Annotated in this window: 11 protein-coding genes, 2 tRNA genes and 3 rRNA genes; 5 read left to right on the top strand and 11 right to left on the bottom strand. The window is 47.8% G+C overall.

The window, feature by feature from the left end:
* Positions 1-5 precede the first annotated feature (5 nt).
* Complete coding sequence (dinB, locus tag F905_RS12920) at positions 6-1,061, top strand: DNA polymerase IV (protein WP_005181477.1); 1,056 nt, start codon at positions 6-8, stop codon at positions 1,059-1,061.
* Positions 1,062-1,529: 468 nt separating this feature from the next.
* The gene (locus F905_RS12915; protein WP_005181474.1) at positions 1,530-1,883 is read left to right on the top strand and encodes a RidA family protein; all 354 of its coding nucleotides are present in this window, start codon (positions 1,530-1,532) and stop codon (positions 1,881-1,883) included.
* Between the two features lie 38 nt (positions 1,884-1,921).
* Here the strand turns inward: F905_RS12915 and F905_RS12910 are convergent, their stop codons facing one another.
* From F905_RS12910 to def, 11 genes are all read right to left on the bottom strand, one after another.
* A complete protein-coding gene (locus F905_RS12910; RefSeq protein WP_005181471.1) occupies positions 1,922-2,455 on the bottom strand; it encodes a DUF2726 domain-containing protein in 534 nt (177 codons plus the stop codon).
* Positions 2,456-2,768: 313 nt separating this feature from the next.
* On the bottom strand, positions 2,769-5,168 hold the full coding sequence (locus F905_RS12905; RefSeq protein WP_005181468.1) for a YgiQ family radical SAM protein: 2,400 nt from the start codon (positions 5,166-5,168) through the stop codon (positions 2,769-2,771).
* Positions 5,169-5,286: 118 nt separating this feature from the next.
* Entirely contained in the window at positions 5,287-6,516 is a 1,230-nt protein-coding gene (locus F905_RS12900) for an MFS transporter (protein WP_005181467.1), read from the bottom strand.
* Positions 6,517-6,701: 185 nt separating this feature from the next.
* A 5S ribosomal RNA gene (gene rrf, locus F905_RS12895) occupies positions 6,702-6,816 on the bottom strand.
* A 191-nt stretch (positions 6,817-7,007) separates the two neighbouring features.
* Positions 7,008-9,898, bottom strand: a 23S ribosomal RNA gene (locus tag F905_RS12890).
* A gap of 453 nt (positions 9,899-10,351) precedes the next feature.
* Positions 10,352-10,427: transfer RNA gene (locus F905_RS12885), tRNA-Ala, on the bottom strand.
* 62 nt (positions 10,428-10,489) lie between these two features.
* A tRNA-Ile gene (locus tag F905_RS12880) sits at positions 10,490-10,566 on the bottom strand.
* 61 nt (positions 10,567-10,627) lie between these two features.
* Positions 10,628-12,165: ribosomal RNA gene (locus F905_RS12875) — 16S ribosomal RNA — on the bottom strand.
* The 16S, 23S and 5S rRNA genes sit together here with 2 tRNA genes alongside, the layout of an rRNA operon.
* Positions 12,166-12,750: 585 nt before the next feature.
* A complete protein-coding gene (locus F905_RS12870; protein ID WP_005181465.1) occupies positions 12,751-14,769 on the bottom strand; it encodes a TonB-dependent copper receptor in 2,019 nt (672 codons plus the stop codon).
* A gap of 73 nt (positions 14,770-14,842) precedes the next feature.
* Positions 14,843-15,265 carry a DUF2946 family protein gene (locus F905_RS12865; protein WP_005181463.1) on the bottom strand — a complete coding sequence of 141 codons (423 nt, stop codon included), beginning with the start codon at positions 15,263-15,265 and terminating at the stop codon, positions 14,843-14,845.
* 90 nt (positions 15,266-15,355) lie between these two features.
* Entirely contained in the window at positions 15,356-15,880 is a 525-nt protein-coding gene (gene def, locus F905_RS12860) for a peptide deformylase (RefSeq protein ID WP_005181462.1), read from the bottom strand.
* Between the two features lie 119 nt (positions 15,881-15,999).
* Here def and F905_RS12855 point away from each other — a divergent pair, with 119 nt between their 5' ends.
* Genes F905_RS12855 through F905_RS12845 form a run of 3 tightly spaced genes read left to right on the top strand, consistent with a single transcriptional unit; the run spans position 16,000 to position 18,927 of the window.
* The gene (locus tag F905_RS12855; protein WP_005181459.1) at positions 16,000-17,157 is read left to right on the top strand and encodes a LysM peptidoglycan-binding domain-containing protein; all 1,158 of its coding nucleotides are present in this window, start codon (positions 16,000-16,002) and stop codon (positions 17,155-17,157) included.
* 16 nt (positions 17,158-17,173) lie between these two features.
* A complete protein-coding gene (dprA, locus tag F905_RS12850) occupies positions 17,174-18,316 on the top strand; it encodes a DNA-processing protein DprA (RefSeq protein WP_005181456.1) in 1,143 nt (380 codons plus the stop codon).
* 44 nt (positions 18,317-18,360) lie between these two features.
* Positions 18,361-18,927, top strand: coding sequence for an L-threonylcarbamoyladenylate synthase type 1 TsaC (locus F905_RS12845; RefSeq protein WP_005181449.1), 567 nt, complete (start codon positions 18,361-18,363; stop codon positions 18,925-18,927).
* The last annotated feature ends 333 nt before the right edge of the window (positions 18,928-19,260 follow it).

The following is a 19,260-nucleotide window of genomic DNA, read 5'->3' as shown; positions in this document are numbered from 1 at the left end:
GTGCCATGAGAAAAATCATTCATATTGATATGGATGCGTTCTATGCCTCGGTCGAGCTAAAAGAGCGTCCAGAGTTACAACATCTGCCGGTGGTGGTGGCATCACATCATCCGCGTGCAGTGATTGTGGCCGCGTCCTACCCGGCGCGGGTGTTTGGGCTGCGCTCGGCCATGTCAATGAGTCAGGGCCGGAAACTGTGCCCGCAGGTGATTGTACTGGAACCGAATTTCCAGAAGTACCGGGAAGTGTCGGCACAAATCCATCAAATTTTTCAAAAATATACTGCAATCATTGAACCGCTGTCGCTCGATGAAGCCTATCTGGATGTTAGCGAAAACCTGCAGCAGCTCCCCAGTGCCACAGAAGTGGCAATGCGCATCCGCGAAGATATCTTTCAGACCACTGGCCTGACTGCATCTGCCGGCGTGGCACCCAATAAATTTCTGGCCAAAATTGCCTCGGACTGGCATAAACCAAATGGCCTCTACGTAATCAAACCCTCGCAGGTGCAGGCCTTTATTCAGGATTTACCCTTAAAGAAAATTCCGGGCGTGGGCAAGGTCATGCAGGAAAAGCTGAAGGCCTTGGGTCTGGAAACCTTGGGCGATCTGCAACAGGTCGAAGAAGGCCTGCTGATTCAACGTTTTGGCAAATATGGCAAACGTCTGTTTTTATATGCACAAGGCATTGATGAGCGCCCCGTTCAGGCCGAACGCAAACGCCAGCAGATTTCCAAAGAAATCACCTTTGATGATGATTATGTCCTCAGCCAATGCACGCCCTACTGGCCACAGCTGCTGCAACAGGTCTGGGCCAGTCTGGAAAAAAAGCAGCTCTGTGCCCGCGGCGTGTCAGTCAAACTGAAACTGAAAAACTTTCAGGTGTTACAGCACAGCAAAAGCTTTCAGCATATTTTTACTCATCCGCAGCAGCTGGCACAGGCGTTACAGCTATTAATTGAGGAAATGCATATTTCGCCCCAAGAAAAGTTCCGGTTAATTGGCGTGGGAGTTTATCAACTGTCCTCACCAGCCCAGCAGCCACAGCTCAGCCTACTTTAGGCTTAAAATTGTGCAGGAATTGATCAAAAGAATAAAAATGATACAAAATGCGCTTCACAATGGGCAAAATTAGAGTAATCTATCTGCGCAATACATTTATCCATGTATGTGCTGAGATGCTGAAAATCACCTTTACTTTCAGCATGCTGTCCTGTGATTGGCGTGATGATCTATCCGAATATTACAGGACAACTCTGACGTTCCCATGGATGGCTGTATCGTCTCCCGCCTTGCTGTAACCTGCTTCTTTTTATCTGATTTTCTATCGCATTATCCCGATCTATTCCCTTCAGATCACCGGCTTTTTGCGTCCTAAAATTCCCATTTTTCAAATCAAAATCGCCACAAGATTGATGGATTTCTGTACCAACTCCGGCAGCGCTGGTGTTCTGTACTGGCGCTTCATGGCAATATAGTCACATTGCCAGAGCAGCCGAGGTGCTGCTTGCCCATCTACAGGATTTTGTTATGACCGTACAACGTTTACATGTCGCACAGCGCTATTCAGAAATTGCCATTTCAGGCCATCTGGTGCATTTGGCCGGCCAGCTGGCAGAAGACACCAGCCTGGATATTCGCGGTCAGACCCGCCAGACCCTTGAGATAATTGACCGTTTACTGGCTGAAGCCGGCACCGATAAAAGTCATATCATGTCAGTCATGATTTTCTTAAAAGATATCGAGCAAGACTATGCAGCCATGAATGAAATCTGGGATGCCTGGGTCGCCGATATTGAAGCGCTGCCCCGTACCTGTGTGGAAGCCAAGCTGTATCAGCCCGAAGTCCTGGTTGAAATGACTGTGGTCGCGGTTAAACCATAAAAATTTGAGATAAAAAGCATCTGTTTAGATGCTTTTTTTCAACCCAACGCGCCCATTCTGCGCGCTGAGGCCGGATAGAACGCCAATTTCTTTTTTGGCAGATCAAGCGCCTCCAGATTTTCAGCGCCCTCCAGTAACCCAAATTCTTCACGCAACTGCTGATATTCCGGCACCTGATCAAAGCTGATTACGGTATAACCGGCCATCCGCAGCAATTCATTCTGATACTGAATATGCTGACGTTTTAAGGTCAGGGTATCATCCAGGGTAATCACGGCCAGTACCTGATAAGCATCATCCAGCACCACAAAGTCCGCCACCATATTGCGGTATTTATTGCGGGTACGCGGCAGTTTGGTGGTCAGTAGCGCATCAAAAGACACATGGGTCAGCACGGTATGGGTCGGTAAAATTTCTTTCAGCCGGGTATAGGTCAGCTGCTCATTCAAACTGAAAATAGCGCGGCGTTTCAGGGTACTGTCGGTCTGGCGTTTGGCCTGAATGGCATGCCTGGCCGCCATGATGAGCAACCCTGCCAGAATAAGACTTGCGAGAATAATATAAACAGTCATGAGGTTAATCCTTTAATACTCTATTCTTATAATTTATTCGGTATCTCACCGATTATTTTTCAAATACAAGTATAACGTTTTGCTTATTATAAATAGGTTAAATTTAAGAAACTTAAAGCAATGCTGACGAAAGATGCATAAACACTGACAGTCTGTTGCAGAGCAAGTTTCCAGGAAAAACCATCTCCTTGTTTTTCCTCAAGCTAATGTATACCAACTTTTATGAGCTTCACAATTCTTTTCAAACCGATTGTCTGACAAATCCGACAAAATGTGAACCAGAAAAAGGACGCACTTGGCGTCCTTTCCTGATTTAAGCACGAGATTTTGGCTTAGACTTACCTTTGGCCTTTGCACCGCCAAATGGACGTTTTTCGCCGGTTTCACGTGGAGGCAAACCGGTATGCTGGGTCAACATCTGGCCTTTTTTCGGACGATTCGACTGACCCTGATTTTGCCCTTGGCCACGGTTGCCATGCTGACCGGTACGTTTCTGTGAATCTCCGGCCTGGGTCGAGTTTTTCTTACGCGCCGACTGATACTGTCCTTCCGTGCCTTGCGGCTGATAGGTCGGAATCAGATGCTGCTTGGAATTGCCAATCAAATCGGCACGGCCCATCTCTTTTAAAGCCTCACGTAACAATGGCCAGTTGTTTGGATCATGGTAACGCAAGAAGGCTTTGTGCAGACGACGACGTTTCTCACCCTTCACAATATCAACATCTTCGGTATAACGCGCCACTTTGGCCAGCGGGTTTTTACCGGTGTAATACATGGTGGTGGCGGTGGCCATTGGCGATGGATAGAAGGTCTGTACCTGATCGGCACGGAAACCATTCTTTTTCAGCCAGATCGCCAGGTTCATCATGTCGTAGTCGGTGGTGCCCGGATGCGCCGCGATGAAATACGGAATCAGATACTGTTCCTTGCCGGCTTCCTTGCTGAAACGATCAAACATTTGCTTGAAGCGGTCATAGGTACCAATACCGGGCTTCATCATCTTCGATAACGGACCTTTTTCGGTATGTTCTGGTGCAATCTTCAGATAACCCCCGACGTGGTGGGTCACCAGTTCACGCACATATTCCGGATTCAATACCGCCAGGTCATAACGCAGACCGGAACCAATCAAAATCTTTTTAATGCCTTTAATCGCACGTGCTTTACGGTATAGCTGGGTCAGTGGTGCATGATCGGTATGCAGGTTCTGACACACGCCTGGGAATACACAGGACGGCTTACGGCAGTTCTCTTCAATTTCCGGATCTTTACAGTGCAAGCGGTACATGTTAGCGGTTGGACCACCTAAGTCCGAGATAATCCCGGTAAAGCCCGGTGCGGTATCACGGATTTTTTCCACTTCACGTAGAATCGACTCTTCCGAACGGTTCTGGATGATGCGGCCTTCATGTTCGGTAATCGAACAGAACGTACAGCCCCCAAAACAGCCACGCATGATGTTCACCGAGAACTTGATCATGTCGAACGCCGGGAAACGTGCATCGCCATAAGCTGGATGTGGCAGACGTGCATATGGCAGGTCAAACACATAATCCATTTCTTCAGTGGTCAATGGAATTGGTGGTGGATTAATCCAGACATCACGCTCGCCGTGTTTTTGCACCAAAGCACGTGCGTTGCCCGGGTTAGTTTCCAAATGCAGAATACGGTTGGCATGTGCATATAGCACCGGATCATTAGCCACGTCTTCAAAAGATGGCAAACGAATAACCGCCAGTTCACGTGGTGGCAGTTTATGCTTAATGGCTTTTGAGGCCGGTTGCAGCTGAACAATCTGCGTATCGGCATCCAGGTTGTCGCCTTCACGGACAATCGGATTGGCCACCATTTCTTTTTGGAAATTCTGGTACTGGCTTAAGCTGTTACCCTTTTCTTTTTCAACTTCACAGCCATCAATATCTTCGGTCATCACATAGGGGTTGATGATCGGATCGACACGGCCAATGGTATCGACATCATTGGAGGCGATTTCGACAAACTTGGCTTTGGCCGCACGGTTATGTTTATTGATGATAAAGGCAGTACCGCGCACATCGGTGATATCGGTAATTTTTTCGCCTTTGGCCAGACGGTGCATCACTTCAATAATGGAACGCTCGCCATTACCGTACATCAATAAATCGGCTTTTGAATCCATCAGAATTGAACGACGGACTTTATCTGACCAGTAATCATAATGCGCAATACGACGCAGTGAACCTTCGATCCCGCCAAGCAACACCGGCACATCCGGGAAGGCTTCACGACAGCGCTGGCAATACACGGTTGCAGCACGGTCTGGACGTTTGTTCGGGACATTGTCTGGTGAATAGGCATCATCCGAGCGGATTTTGCGGTCCGCGGTATAACGGTTGATCATCGAGTCCATATTGCCGGCGGTGACGCCCCAGGCAATATTCGGTTTACCTAAGGCACGAAAGGCCTCGACATTGGTCCAGTCAGGCTGCGCGATAATTCCGACCCGGAAACCTTGCGCTTCCAGCACACGGCCAATAATACCGGATACAAAAGATGGATGATCAATATAGGCATCGCCGCAGACCAGAATAAAGTCACAGCTATCCCAGCCGAGTTGGTCCATTTCCTCGCGTGACATCGGCAAAAATGGCGCGGGTTCAAAACATGACGCCCAATATTTGTCGTAATCAAACAACGCTTTCGGCGCGGTTTGAGCGGTATAAGCAGTAGACATGGCTAGCAATTCTCGGCTGGCAGATGGAAGATCAGAAAAGATCGAAAGATGAAAGCCGAGTATTTTAGCATGAATTCCAAGTGGCTTGCTTGATTATAATTTATACAAAATCAAGTTTTTAATTTTTAATCTGTGCCGTGGGTGCAGTGCTGCTTAATTTTTTCAGATATAGGGTCAATATCAGGCCCAACAACAGCAGACTTGCGATAAAGATCAATAAGCCAGGCCAGTCCCAGCGCTCCCAGATCAGACCGCTACCACTGCCGAGCACGCTCGAGCCCAAGTAATAGCAGAACAGATATAAAGATGAACCCACCGCCCGATACTGTAATGATTGCACCGTCACCCAGCTGCTACAAAGAGAATGTGCTGCAAAAAAAGCAAAGGTAAAAATCAGCAGCCCGACTAACACGACCGCCAGCTGATTCAGTAACATTAGCGCCAGACTGGCCCACATCACCAGCAGCATCAACGGTAACACTTTTTCCCGGCCAAACTTTTGTCCCCACTGTGCTGCCCGTGGTGAACTGTAAATTCCAGCCAGATAGGCCACAGAAATCAGCCCGATCCAGGTTTGTGGCAAAGCAAAAGGCGCATCCAGCAGATGATAGCTCATGTAGTTAAATACCGAGACAAAGCATCCCATTAGAATAAAGCCCTGAAGAAACAGAATTCTTAATTTTGGATCGGCCAGATTTTTGGCAAAGGCCTGTTTAAAACGCGACAATTGAATTGGATAGGACTGGAAATTCCGGGAATTGGGCAACAGCCAGTAAAACAGAATCGCAATCGCCAGGTTAATCACACCAATGATTAAAGTTGCATATTGCCAGGAAATAAAATCCACCAGGACTCCGGCAATTAAACGGCCACTCATGCCGCCAATTGCGGTGCCTGAAATATATAAGCCCATGGCAAAGCCAACATCTTTGGCCGCAATTTCTTCGCCAATATAGGTCATTGCCACCGCGGCCACCCCACTGACTGCCATGCCAATCAGGACACGGGTGCTGAGAAAAAATGACCACTGTGGCAATAAGGCACTGGCTATTAACAGTAAGGCCGCAGAGAACAATGCCACGACCATAATCGGTTTACGCCCGACCCGATCTGAAATCAGGCCGGTAAATAATAGAGCGGCGGCCAAAGCAAAGGTCGAAAAAGATAAGGGAAAACTACTTTGGGTCGGACTGACCTGAAAGAACTGGGCCAGAATCGGCATCATCGGTTGAACACAGTACAAGGCAGAAAAGGAGGCAAAACCGGCCAAAAACAAAGAGAGAAGAATGGCCTTAAACTGAGGAGAATCGTGCTCAATTTGCTGAGTCTGGCTTTGGGAATCTGACATATACACTCCAATTATGTTATGAGTATACGCCGGTTCCGGTTAAATTGGGGGCTTCAATTTCAACCGATTAAAAGCTGGTTTAAACGGAGAGAAGAACCCTCGATAAATTCTACTTTCTTAAGCACACAAATTTTCTGCATAAAAAAATCCCCCTGCTGTTTAAGCTCGGGGGATTTTGAATAATGAGCTGGCGATGACTTACTCTCACATGGGTAACCCCACACTACCATCAGCGCTAAGAGGTTTCACTTCTGAGTTCGGGAAGGGATCAGGTGGTTCACTCTTGCTATTGTCGCCAGCACAACTGTTATGGACTTGTTCGGGTCTTAGTTACTTTGCTTAAGCTTGATGCTTTTGCATGTAATGCCTTACTTTGTTCCAAATGAGTTATTAACGGATTGGCCATTGGGTCTGAATTTTATTGTGTCGCATTAACTAAATCAAGGATTAGTTTAGAATTCAGCTTGATACAACAACTGTTTGGGTGTTGTATAGTCAAGCCTCACGAGCAATTAGTATTGGTCAGCTTCACATATCGCTATGCTTCCACACCCAACCTATCAACGTCCTAGTCTCGAACGGCTCTTTAGAGGACATGAAGTCCTAGGGAAATCTTATCTTGAGGTAGGCTTCCCGCTTAGATGCTTTCAGCGGTTATCCCTTCCGAACATAGCTACCCGGCGATGCGACTGGCGTCACAACCGGTACACCAGAGGTTCGTCCACTCTGGTCCTCTCGTACTAGGAGCAGATCCTCTCAAATTTCCAGCGCCCACGGTAGATAGGGACCGAACTGTCTCACGACGTTCTAAACCCAGCTCGCGTACCTCTTTAAATGGCGAACAGCCATACCCTTGGGACCTGCTTCAGCCCCAGGATGAGATGAGCCGACATCGAGGTGCCAAACACCGCCGTCGATATGAACTCTTGGGCGGTATCAGCCTGTTATCCCCAGAGTACCTTTTATCCGTTGAGCGATGGCCCTTCCATACAGAACCACCGGATCACTAAGACCTACTTTCGTACCTGCTCGACTTGTGGGTCTCGCAGTTAAGCGCGCTTTTGCCTTTATACTCTACGCGTGATTTCCGACCACGCTGAGCGCACCTTCGTACTCCTCCGTTACTCTTTAGGAGGAGACCGCCCCAGTCAAACTACCCACCAGACATGGTCCTCGTCCCGGATCACGGGACAGAGTTAGAACCTCAACATTACCAGGGTGGTATTTCAAGGACGGCTCCATTGGAACTGGCGTTCCAACTTCAAAGCCTCCCACCTATCCTACACAAGTAAGGTCAAAGTTCAATGTCAAGCTGCAGTAAAGGTTCACGGGGTCTTTCCGTCTAGCCGCGGGTACACTGCATCTTCACAGCGATTTCGATTTCACTGAGCCTCTGCTGGAGACAGCGCCGCCATCATTATGCCATTCGTGCAGGTCGGAACTTACCCGACAAGGAATTTCGCTACCTTAGGACCGTTATAGTTACGGCCGCCGTTTACTGGGGCTTCGATCAAGAGCTTCGCTTACGCTAACCCCATCAATTAACCTTCCAGCACCGGGCAGGCATCACACCCTATACGTCCACTTTCGTGTTTGCAGAGTGCTATGTTTTTAATAAACAGTTGCAGCGGCCTGGTTTCTGAGGCTGTCAACCGCTCAGGGAGCAAGTCCCATCACCGTCAACAGCGTACCTTCTCCCGAAGTTACGGTACCATTTTGCCTAGTTCCTTCAGCAGAGTTCTCTCAAGCGCTTTGGTCTACTCGACCTGACCACCTGTGTCGGTTTCGGGTACGATTCCAGTGTAACTGAAGCTTAGAGACTTTTCCTGGAAGCATGGTATCAGCCACTTCGCTAGTAAACTAGCTTGCTATCAGCTCTCAGCATAGAGCACCCCGGATTTGCCTAAGATGCATGCCTACAGCCTTCCACCTGGACAACCAACGCCAGGCTGACTTAACCTTCTCCGTCCTCTCATCGCATTACACTGAAGTATTGGAATATTAACCAATTTCCCATCGACTACGCCTCTCGGCCTCGCCTTAGGGGTCGACTCACCCAGCCCCGATTAACGTTGGACTGGAACCCTTGGTCTTTCAGCGAACGGGTTTTTCACCCGTTTTGTCGTTACTCACGTCAGCATTCGCACTTCTGATACCTCCAGCAGACTTCTCAATCCACCTTCATCGGCTTACAGAACGCTCCCCTACCACGTATACAATGTATACATCCGCAGCTTCGGCACATAGTTTTAGCCCCGTTACATCTTCCGCGCAGGCCGACTCGACTAGTGAGCTATTACGCTTTCTTTAAAGGGTGGCTGCTTCTAAGCCAACCTCCTAGCTGTCTATGCCTTCCCACATCGTTTCCCACTTAACTATGATTTTGGGGCCTTAGCTGGCGGTCTGGATTGTTTTCCTCTTGACTACGGACGTTAGCACCCGCAGTCTGTCTCCCGGATAGTACTCATCGGTATTCGGAGTTTGCATCGGTTTGGTAAGTCGGGATGACCCCCTAGCCGAAACAGTGCTCTACCCCCAATGGTATTCGTCCGAGGCGCTACCTAAATAGCTTTCGGGGAGAACCAGCTATCACCAGGCTTGATTAGCCTTTCACCCCTATCCACAAGTCATCCCCTGGCTTTTCAACGACAGTGGGTTCGGTCCTCCAGTTAGTGTTACCCAACCTTCAACCTGCTCATGGATAGATCGCCTGGTTTCGGGTCTACACCCAGCAACTATACGCCCTATTAAGACTCGGTTTCCCTACGGCTCCCCTATGCGGTTAACCTTGCTACTGAATGTAAGTCGCTGACCCATTATACAAAAGGTACGCAGTCACATCACAAAGATGCTCCCACTGCTTGTATGCATGCGGTTTCAGGATCTATTTCACTCCCCTCACAGGGGTTCTTTTCGCCTTTCCCTCACGGTACTGGTTCACTATCGGTCAGTCAGGAGTATTTAGCCTTGGAGGATGGTCCCCCCATATTCAGACAAGGTTTCACGTGCCTCGCCCTACTCGTCATCATTATGTGTGCCCTTTCGTGTACAGGACTATCACCCACTATGGTTGCACTTCCCAGAGCATTCCACTAAAACACACATAACTTAATGGGCTGTTCCCCTTTCGCTCGCCGCTACTGAGGGAATCTCAATTGATTTCTTTTCCTAAGGGTACTGAGATGTTTCACTTCCCCTCGTTCGCCTCAATACACTATGTATTCATGTATTGATACCTACCTTATGGTAAGTGGGTTTCCCCATTCAGACATCTCCGGATCAAAGGATATTTGCCGCCTCCCCGGAGCTTTTCGCAGGCTATCACGTCTTTCTTCGCCTCTGACTGCCAAGGCATCCACCACATGCACTTAATTACTTGACTATACAACCCCAAACAGTCGTTAATCCCTACAAGTAGGATTAAGACAATTAAATAAATAATCAATTATCTATTTAATCTACAGTTCGAAGTCCCGTGCACTTAAGCACCGTACAGCTTCAATCTAAATTCATATACCAAAACGCTTGATTCAGTTAATTTGCTAGTTCTCAATTCAATCTACGTTCATCAACCCGTCATAACAACGCGTTAACGTATATTGATTGAGTGAACAATTTATTTCAGACTCAATTTTGCCAATCTGTTAATGATTTACTGCATCCTCGTCGGACTGCAGTCAACTGTGATAAATCACAGAAGTTAACAAGACGCGCATATTACGCTAACTTCTTATTAATTTCTATAATCTAAGACTTCGTTCGATTAAAGCCTGCGCAAAGCATAGCTTTTTGCTTAAATTCCAAGGAAAAACGTTGTTTTTCTGATCTTGAAATTTGGTGGAGACTAGGAGAGTCGAACTCCTGACCTCCTGCGTGCAAAGCAGGCGCTCTACCAACTAAGCTAAGTCCCCAGCTTATCAATAAGTCAATGTTCTGATTTCTATTCGCTCTGCAATTGCTTGCTTGTCGTTAGTGGTGGGTCTGACAAGACTTGAACTTGTGACCCCACGCTTATCAAGCGTGTGCTCTAACCAACTGAGCTACAGACCCTCAGATACATCGTCATGAAGAACAACTTGTTGTGGATTCTTACTAATCGTCAATCTTTCGTTAAGGAGGTGATCCAGCCGCAGGTTCCCCTACGGCTACCTTGTTACGACTTCACCCCAGTCATCGGCCACACCGTGGTAAGCGTCCTCCCTAAGGTTAGACTACCTACTTCTGGTGCAACAAACTCCCATGGTGTGACGGGCGGTGTGTACAAGGCCCGGGAACGTATTCACCGCGGCATTCTGATCCGCGATTACTAGCGATTCCGACTTCATGGAGTCGAGTTGCAGACTCCAATCCGGACTACGATCGGCTTTTTGAGATTAGCATCACATCGCTGTGTAGCAACCCTTTGTACCGACCATTGTAGCACGTGTGTAGCCCTGGCCGTAAGGGCCATGATGACTTGACGTCGTCCCCGCCTTCCTCCAGTTTGTCACTGGCAGTATCCTTAAAGTTCCCATCCGAAATGCTGGCAAGTAAGGAAAAGGGTTGCGCTCGTTGCGGGACTTAACCCAACATCTCACGACACGAGCTGACGACAGCCATGCAGCACCTGTATCAGAGTTCCCGAAGGCACCAATCCATCTCTGGAAAGTTCTCTGTATGTCAAGGCCAGGTAAGGTTCTTCGCGTTGCATCGAATTAAACCACATGCTCCACCGCTTGTGCGGGCCCCCGTCAATTCATTTGAGTTTTAGTCTTGCGACCGTACTCCCCAGGCGGTCTACTTATCGCGTTAGCTGCGCCACTAAAGCCTCAAAGGCCCCAACGGCTAGTAGACATCGTTTACGGCATGGACTACCAGGGTATCTAATCCTGTTTGCTCCCCATGCTTTCGCACCTCAGTGTCAGTATTAGGCCAGATGGCTGCCTTCGCCATCGGTATTCCTCCAGATCTCTACGCATTTCACCGCTACACCTGGAATTCTACCATCCTCTCCCATACTCTAGCTAACCAGTATCGAATGCAATTCCCAAGTTAAGCTCGGGGATTTCACATTTGACTTAATTAGCCACCTACGCGCGCTTTACGCCCAGTAAATCCGATTAACGCTCGCACCCTCTGTATTACCGCGGCTGCTGGCACAGAGTTAGCCGGTGCTTATTCTGCGAGTAACGTCCACGCATCTAGGGTATTATCCTAGAGCGCCTCCTCCTCGCTTAAAGTGCTTTACAACCAAAAGGCCTTCTTCACACACGCGGCATGGCTGGATCAGGGTTCCCCCCATTGTCCAATATTCCCCACTGCTGCCTCCCGTAGGAGTCTGGGCCGTGTCTCAGTCCCAGTGTGGCGGATCATCCTCTCAGACCCGCTACAGATCGTCGCCTTGGTAGGCCTTTACCCCACCAACTAGCTAATCCGACTTAGGCTCATCTATTAGCGCAAGGTCCGAAGATCCCCTGCTTTCCCCCGTAGGGCGTATGCGGTATTAGCATCCCTTTCGGAATGTTGTCCCCCACTAATAGGCAGATTCCTAAGCTTTACTCACCCGTCCGCCGCTAGGAATCAGGTGCAAGCACCCTATCCCCGCTCGACTTGCATGTGTTAAGCCTGCCGCCAGCGTTCAATCTGAGCCATGATCAAACTCTTCAGTTAAAATCATTTTGTCACTTTATTCGAAGTGACCAAATCTGGCTCATCAATTTTCTGACTTAAATTTCGCTCAAATAAACTTCGAGTAATTTAAACCAATCAATTAATGAAAATATATTCGATTAATCAACCAGTAAAAATCCACACAAGTTGTTCTTCATAATCTCTTAATGATCTTCTCGATGCTTCGTCAGCATCAAGCTAGGTCGGCTATATTACTCTCTATTTTTAGAAAGTCAACATGCAATGTTGATTTTATTTCTAAACTTACCACCTAAACCAGAACTCAACCATTTTAGCTAAATCCTTGTTTATCAACAAGTTTTTATCAAAACCACCGCCGATGGATGTGCATTCTACAGGATTTCAGAGGGGTTGCAATACCTTTTTTAAAACTTCTGAAACGTGTGTTTATTTTATAATCCAAAAAATTTATAAATAATTGTTTTATTTATAAAAAATATTTTAAGAAAAATATTCGTTATTTTATTTGGAAATATCAATTTATATTAAGCTATTGAAATAAATAAAATTTTAAAAATAAAAAGCAGGACTTTCGCCCTGCTTTTTGTCTGCATTTCGAGCTAATTAGAATTTAAAGCTCATTCGTGCCCAATAATTACGGCCCACATTATTGAATTGCTCGTTGGCGGCTAAACCAATACCTGCATTCCCCATTTTATTGAGATGCTCGGTATACGTCTTATCTAGAACGTTGTCGATTCCCACAGAAAGATCAACCCCATCGGAAAGATGGTATGTGCCGTTTAAGGACAAGGTGCCGAAACCTGCGCTTTCTTTCAAGTCATAGCCCACAATATTGCCCTGGTTCTGGCTAATCCGGTTTTGACCATCTACGATTCGCCAATAGGCACCCAAGGTATAACGATCCTGGATATAACGTAAGTTTACACGACCTTCAAGCGGTGCAATCTGTGGTAACGGCGTATTGTCAGTGGTGTTTTCACCCCAGGCATACATTGCGCTAACATCTGCCTGAATCGCATCGCTAAATTGATATGCCAGCCCCGCTTCTGCACCCGCAATCGTGGCATCGACATTCTGGGTATGTGCTTCCAGCATACCCATACGGCCTGTTGGCAGATAATCGGTCAGTACAAAATCCTGAATCAACCCTGCATATGCAGACACCCAGGAGCTAAATGCACCATGCTCATGCTGATAACCAAAATCTAGCTGCAAAGTTTTTTCAGTATCAATGTTTTTAAAGGTATTGGTATTGCCATTTCCTGAAACGGGACTAAACAGTTCCCAATAATCTGGCATCCGTTCTACATAACCAAGCCCAATATAGGTTTTAGCATCATGATGAGGATGCTGATTTTCCAAACGGATAAAAGCACTCGGTAAGGTTTCCTGACGTTGCTGTGCGGTTTGCACGGCGTCTACTTCAACCTGATCGACACGAATACCGCCCACCAAACGATTCTGCTCACTCAGCTGATAACCCAACTCACCAAAAGCGCCAACAGACTGAAACTTCATATCTTTGATACGTGGTAAGGCATGATAGGCAATATTATTTTCTGTATCGGTCTTACGGATTGTGTGCTCATTATTTTGAGTATCAATACCCGTAATAAAATCTAGCTGATCCCACTCATGTGTCACTGCCAGACGTGCGTTTAAGGTTTTACGCGCCACGTTGGTGGCCATTTCCATCATAGGTTCAGGACGCAAACTATAGTTATCCATCACATGATCATTAAAGTTATAGTTAACCTGCGCTTCAATTTTCTTGATCACATCAGTGACGTTCTGTTTTTCAACCCGTAAACCCAGACTTTCACGGGCAAATTTGGAACCATCCATCATCCGGCCAGCATATACCGCTTCACCATCGGCTTTCCCCCCAGTCAGTTCGACCCAGGTATCTGCATCCGGGGTCCAGCCCAGTGCTACATCAGCATTCCAACGTTCCCAGTCCGATGGCACGGTATTGCCCTCACCATCCTGATAGCTATTCGATACCGAACGGTTGCTATTTAGGCGAATATATTTCTGCTCGTCGCCTGCTGCAACCTCAATATTATGATCCAGACGGCCAAATGAACCGGCCAGCACACTCAGTTGACCACGATAGTGCTGATCTTCATCAAACTGTTCCGGACGGCGCTCAAAAATCACGGTGGCAGCTGAACCGGTATTGGCATATTGCACGGTTTGTGGGCCTTTAATTACCGAAATCTGGTCATAACTTTCTGGTGAAATATAGGAGGTCGGTGAATCCATACGACTCGGACAGGCACCCAGGTTTTCTGTGCCATCGGTCAGAATTTTAATCCGCGAACCAAACATGCCACGGAAAGTCACATCGCCATTGGTACCAGCGCCACTGTTGACCGCGCTAAAACCGACAATACTTTGCAGATAATCTGCGCCATCGGTGGCTGGAATCGGTTGAATTGGCTGTTTCGGATCGGCACGGACAATCAGGCCGTTGGCATCATTGCCCTGATGCGCAGTCATCACAATAGGTGCCAGACTTTGGACGGGTGTTGGGATTTCTGCAAACACAACTGGTGAATAACAAGCAACACAAATCGCAGCCGCAAGAGGCTGTAAAAAGAATTTTGGCTGAGCCATTTTTCATTTCTCACTGGAATACATATAAAACACGGCTTAAGTCATTCAAGACCCAAGCAAAACAAACGCGGTTTTATGCAAACAGTGGCGGTGCCCTACCCTGAGGAATAAGAAATAGTCGTTGCAGTGCAAACCAGACATGCTGGAAAGCTTTTTCAAAAGCGATAAAACGCACTTGAATACGATCAAGCACTTCTTTCACACTGAGTTCTGGCGGTAAAACGAGATTGCCGTACACGGTACAGTACTGGCATTGATGATTGGCATCATGATGATTATGCCCGTCATCTGAAATGACTGGTTGATGCTGACTGTACAGATGTTCGGAATGGGCATGTCCATGCGCTGTATGATCAACCGGCAATAAAAGCGCACGCGTAATGGTTTCACAGACCGGTGCCACCTGATAGGCTTTCGGCAGCAAAGGCTGTAAAAAAACAGCAATCTGTAAAAATACTGCCATCAGTGAGAGCAGTAAACCACTACGAATCAACAAACATATATTCCTGCTTTTGACTGGCCCAAGTATAACAAAGCCCAATCGAAATTGGGCTGTTTTGTCCTGATCTTTTGGTCGCAGGGCTGTTTAGCGTTTAACCGCCACTTTCTGACGCTGACGCACCACTTTTTCGACTTTTTCACGGGCACGCTGGCGCTTTAATGGCGACAGATAATCGACAAAAAGCTTACCATTTAAGTGATCCATTTCATGTTGGATACAGACAGCGAGAAGTCCGTCCGCTTCTAACTCAAATGCTTGACCTTCAAGGTTAATTGCCTCAATTTTTACACGTGACGGACGCTCAACTTTGTCGTATATTTGAGGCACTGACAAGCAGCCTTCTTCATAAGGCTGGGTTTCTTCAGTCAATGGGGTAATTTTGGGGTTAATGAATACCATTGGTTGGTCTTTGTTTTCAGACAGATCCATAACAATCAGCTGAATATGACGGTCAACCTGCGTTGCAGCCAGCCCGATGCCGGGCGCTTCATACATGGTTTCAAACATATCTGCGGCGAGCTGACGAATTTCATCAGTAACTTCTTCGACGGGTTGTGCAATGGTACGAAGACGGGGATCGGGGAAACTTAAAATAGGTAATAAGGCCATATTACGTCCTCAGCTTTGCCATTGGTCAAATAACCGAATGAAGGAATGCTTCATCGAAAAAATGTATGTAAGATCGTTATTATAACGCAACTACATACATAATTTTAGGAATTATGATAATGAAAAAGGTTTTGAAGGGCACATCTTCTTTTCGTGCCTTGGGGTTAAAACAGCAGGCGCTGGCACTTGCTGTCTGTTTCAGTTTTGGGGTGGGCGCAGTCAGTACTGTACAGGCCGCACCGGCACGCAATATCAACCCACCGACCTTACAGGCCAATGCACCTAATGTGTATGTGGTGAAAAAAGGTGATACGCTGTGGGATATTTCCAAGAAGTTTCTGCAAAACCCGCTGCGCTGGCGTGAAATCTGGGCCAGCAACAAGCACGTGAAAAATCCGCACTGGATTTTCCCGGGAGATCGCCTGCTGATGTGTACCTATGATGGCCGCCCGATCATTGGTAAAGATGAAGGTGATGGCTGTGAAGGTATTATCCGTCGTTATACCGGTAACACCACCAGCCTGCAGCCGCAAATCCGGGTCGAGTCACTCAACAATACCATTCCGGTGATTCCACTGGAGTACATCCAGCACTGGCTGGAACGTACCAGCATTATTGCCCCTGAATCTTTGCAACAGACGCCTTATATTTTAGGCACGGCGGATCAGCGTGTCCTGGCGGCCAAAGGCCAGAATGTCTATGCCCGCGGTCAGGGTCTGCAAGTTGGCCAGCGTTATGCTGTGTATCGTGAAGGCGAACCGTATATCTTCACCGATGCCAACGGTAAAAAATACAATGCCGGTCTGGAGCTGACTCAGGTTGCATCCGGTATTGCAGTACGCGGTGAAAATGATATTACCACCCTGGAACTGACCGATACCTACAATGCCGAAGTGCGTCGTGGCGATCGTGTGCTGCCAGAATATGACCCGATGTTACCAACCCTGTTCTACCCGACCAATGCCGAACACATTGCAGCAGATGGCCAGGTGGTACGTGTGATGGGTTCAATTGGGACCGCGGCTAAACACAGTGTGGTCACCATTGACCGTGGTCAGGTGCACGGCGTGCAATCCGGTCATGTATTTGCTGTAACTCAAAAAGGCGAAGTGGTCACCGATCCGAAAACCCGTGAACGGGTGCAGCTGCCAGGCGAGCGGATTGGCTATGCCATGGTCTTTAAAACCTTTGACCAGCTCAGCTATGCCTATATTCTGGACAGCGAACTACCAATTAAAGTCGGGGCCGGTATTCAGCCACCGATTATGGAAGATTAAGGCTGAGGGATGAGCCATGCTGAATACGATATCACCCGGTCATCTCGCAACGATTCGCCTGTGGTATCTGGTTCAGCATTCACTCCCCAGCTTTTATAAATTAATCCGGCACTTCGGTTCGGCCGCTGCGGCCACCGAAGCCGGCAACCTGCAGCGCTGGGCAGAACTGGGACTGCATCAGAACCATCTGCAACGCGCACGGGATTTTCATCAAGCACAGGCACAAGCCGACTTCCAGCACTTGCTGCAGCGCGTCCAGCAACATACCGATTTTATTCTTATTCCCGAAGATGTCGGTTACCCCACCCAACTGCTGCCCTATACCGACAAGCCACCAATTTTATTTGGCCAAGGACAGGCACAACCTTTACTTCAGCCGCAAGTGGCAATTGTCGGCAGTCGCAAAGCCAGTCCGCATGGCCGGCAGGTGGCTTATGACTTTGCCTATTATTTAAGTGAAAAAGGCTTTTTTATTAACAGTGGCCTGGCGCAAGGCATTGATGAAGCAGCCCATCAGGGTGGCTTGAAACATCAACGTACCATTGCCGTGATGGGTACTGGTCTCGACCTCACCTACCCGGCCACACACCAGGGTCTGCGTGACCAGATTCTGCAACGGCATGGCACTATTATCAGTGAGTTCCTGCCACAGACCAAACCGCTACAGCAGCATTTTCCACGGCGTAACCGCATTGTCAGTGGACTTAGCCTGGGAGTGATTGTAGCCGAAGCCACGCTGGACAGCGGCTCGCTGATTACCGCCAAACTGGCGGCCGAGCAAGGTAAAACCGTGTTTGCCATTCCGGGACATATTTACAGTGAATTTCATCAGGGCTGCCATCAACTGATTCGGGAAGGCGCGATTCTGGTTGATCATCCGGAACAGGTCATTGAAGATCTGGCCTTGCCAACCCAATGGCTGAGCCAGCAGCAGGCGACCTTATCCGCTACAGCATCTGCAGCTGCCCACCCGACCTTACCCGAACATCTGTTGGCCCTATACAGCCAGCTGGACTGGGTCGGTAAAAACATGGACCAGCTGGCCAGCGAACTGCAACAGGAAACCGCCCATTTAACCGCTCAGTTAATGGAACTGGAGCTGCTCGGGATGGCAATGCAGCAATCGGGGCTATATCTGCGTTGTCGTCCATCGCAATAAGGTTCACAATAGTACACCCCGCATAACCTCGAAAGGTGTACCACATGATTACAACCTCTGTTGCCGAAGCAGCCACTTGTCTACAGCAAGGACAGGTGCTGGCCTATCCTACAGAGGCAGTTTGGGGTCTCGGCTGTGACCCGTATAACCAAGATGCTTTTATGCAGATTCTGCAACTGAAACAGCGTCCGATTGAAAAAGGCGTGATTTTATTGGCAGGTCATATTTCCCAGGTAGAACATTTGCTGCACAACCTGGCCGAACCACAGCGTCAACAGGTGATCGACTCCTGGCTCAATCCACCCGCAGAGCGTGCTACCACCTGGTTGTTGCCGGCAGGTGAGCATATTCCCAGCTGGATTAAAGGCCAGCATCCTAAAGTCGCGGTACGTGTAACCACGCATCCGCTCTGTGTCGCGCTATGTCATGCCTTTAGCGGCTTTATTGTATCGACCAGTGCCAATCCGGCCGGACAGGAACCGGCGCGCTCCCTGCAAGAGGCCAGCCAGTATTTTGGCAATCAGCTGAATTATTTAAATGGCGATTTGGGACTCAGCCAGTTACCTAGCCGTATTCTGGATGCTGAAACCGGTGCCGTGATTCGTGACTGAAGATCGGGCCAGAAATGAAAGAAATTTCAGGCAAAAAAAAGCTCAACCATATAGGGATGGTTGAGCATAAAAAAGGATGTGTATCAATCACATCCAGAGGGTATCGAAATCTCTGGGCATTTCAGCAACAGTCGCTGATCTGCGATGGAGCGTATTATGGGCGAACAGTTTAAAAAAAACAAATATATTTTAGCTCTTAAAAAGCAGCTTAAACCTATGATTAATCAATCATTATTTGAAAAAAGTTCAAATTATCTTACTCTTTTTAAAGTGCTTTTTAAAGAAGCTAAAAGCTACTCTCCTCGACTAAAGTCTATTTGCCTTTATTCACGA

This window comes from Acinetobacter sp. CIP 53.82 (assembly GCF_000369465.1).
Taxonomy (GTDB): domain Bacteria; phylum Pseudomonadota; class Gammaproteobacteria; order Pseudomonadales; family Moraxellaceae; genus Acinetobacter; species Acinetobacter indicus.
The sequence above is the reverse complement of the archived record's forward strand: the minus strand, read 5'-3'. Positions and strand labels throughout refer to the sequence as shown.

Excerpts from the sequence above, each read along its gene's own strand:
- dinB (WP_005181477.1), top strand. The coding sequence starts at position 6 with ATGAGAAAAATCATTCATATTGATATGGATGCGTTCTATGCCTCGGTC.
- F905_RS12915 (WP_005181474.1), top strand. The coding sequence starts at position 1,530 with ATGACCGTACAACGTTTACATGTCGCACAGCGCTATTCAGAAATTGCC.
- F905_RS12910 (WP_005181471.1), bottom strand. The coding sequence starts at position 2,455 with ATGACTGTTTATATTATTCTCGCAAGTCTTATTCTGGCAGGGTTGCTC.
- F905_RS12905 (WP_005181468.1), bottom strand. The coding sequence starts at position 5,168 with ATGTCTACTGCTTATACCGCTCAAACCGCGCCGAAAGCGTTGTTTGAT.
- F905_RS12900 (WP_005181467.1), bottom strand. The coding sequence starts at position 6,516 with ATGTCAGATTCCCAAAGCCAGACTCAGCAAATTGAGCACGATTCTCCT.
- F905_RS12870 (WP_005181465.1), bottom strand. The coding sequence starts at position 14,769 with ATGGCTCAGCCAAAATTCTTTTTACAGCCTCTTGCGGCTGCGATTTGT.
- def (WP_005181462.1), bottom strand. The coding sequence starts at position 15,880 with ATGGCCTTATTACCTATTTTAAGTTTCCCCGATCCCCGTCTTCGTACC.
- F905_RS12855 (WP_005181459.1), top strand. The coding sequence starts at position 16,000 with ATGAAAAAGGTTTTGAAGGGCACATCTTCTTTTCGTGCCTTGGGGTTA.
- dprA (WP_005181456.1), top strand. The coding sequence starts at position 17,174 with ATGCTGAATACGATATCACCCGGTCATCTCGCAACGATTCGCCTGTGG.
- F905_RS12845 (WP_005181449.1), top strand. The coding sequence starts at position 18,361 with ATGATTACAACCTCTGTTGCCGAAGCAGCCACTTGTCTACAGCAAGGA.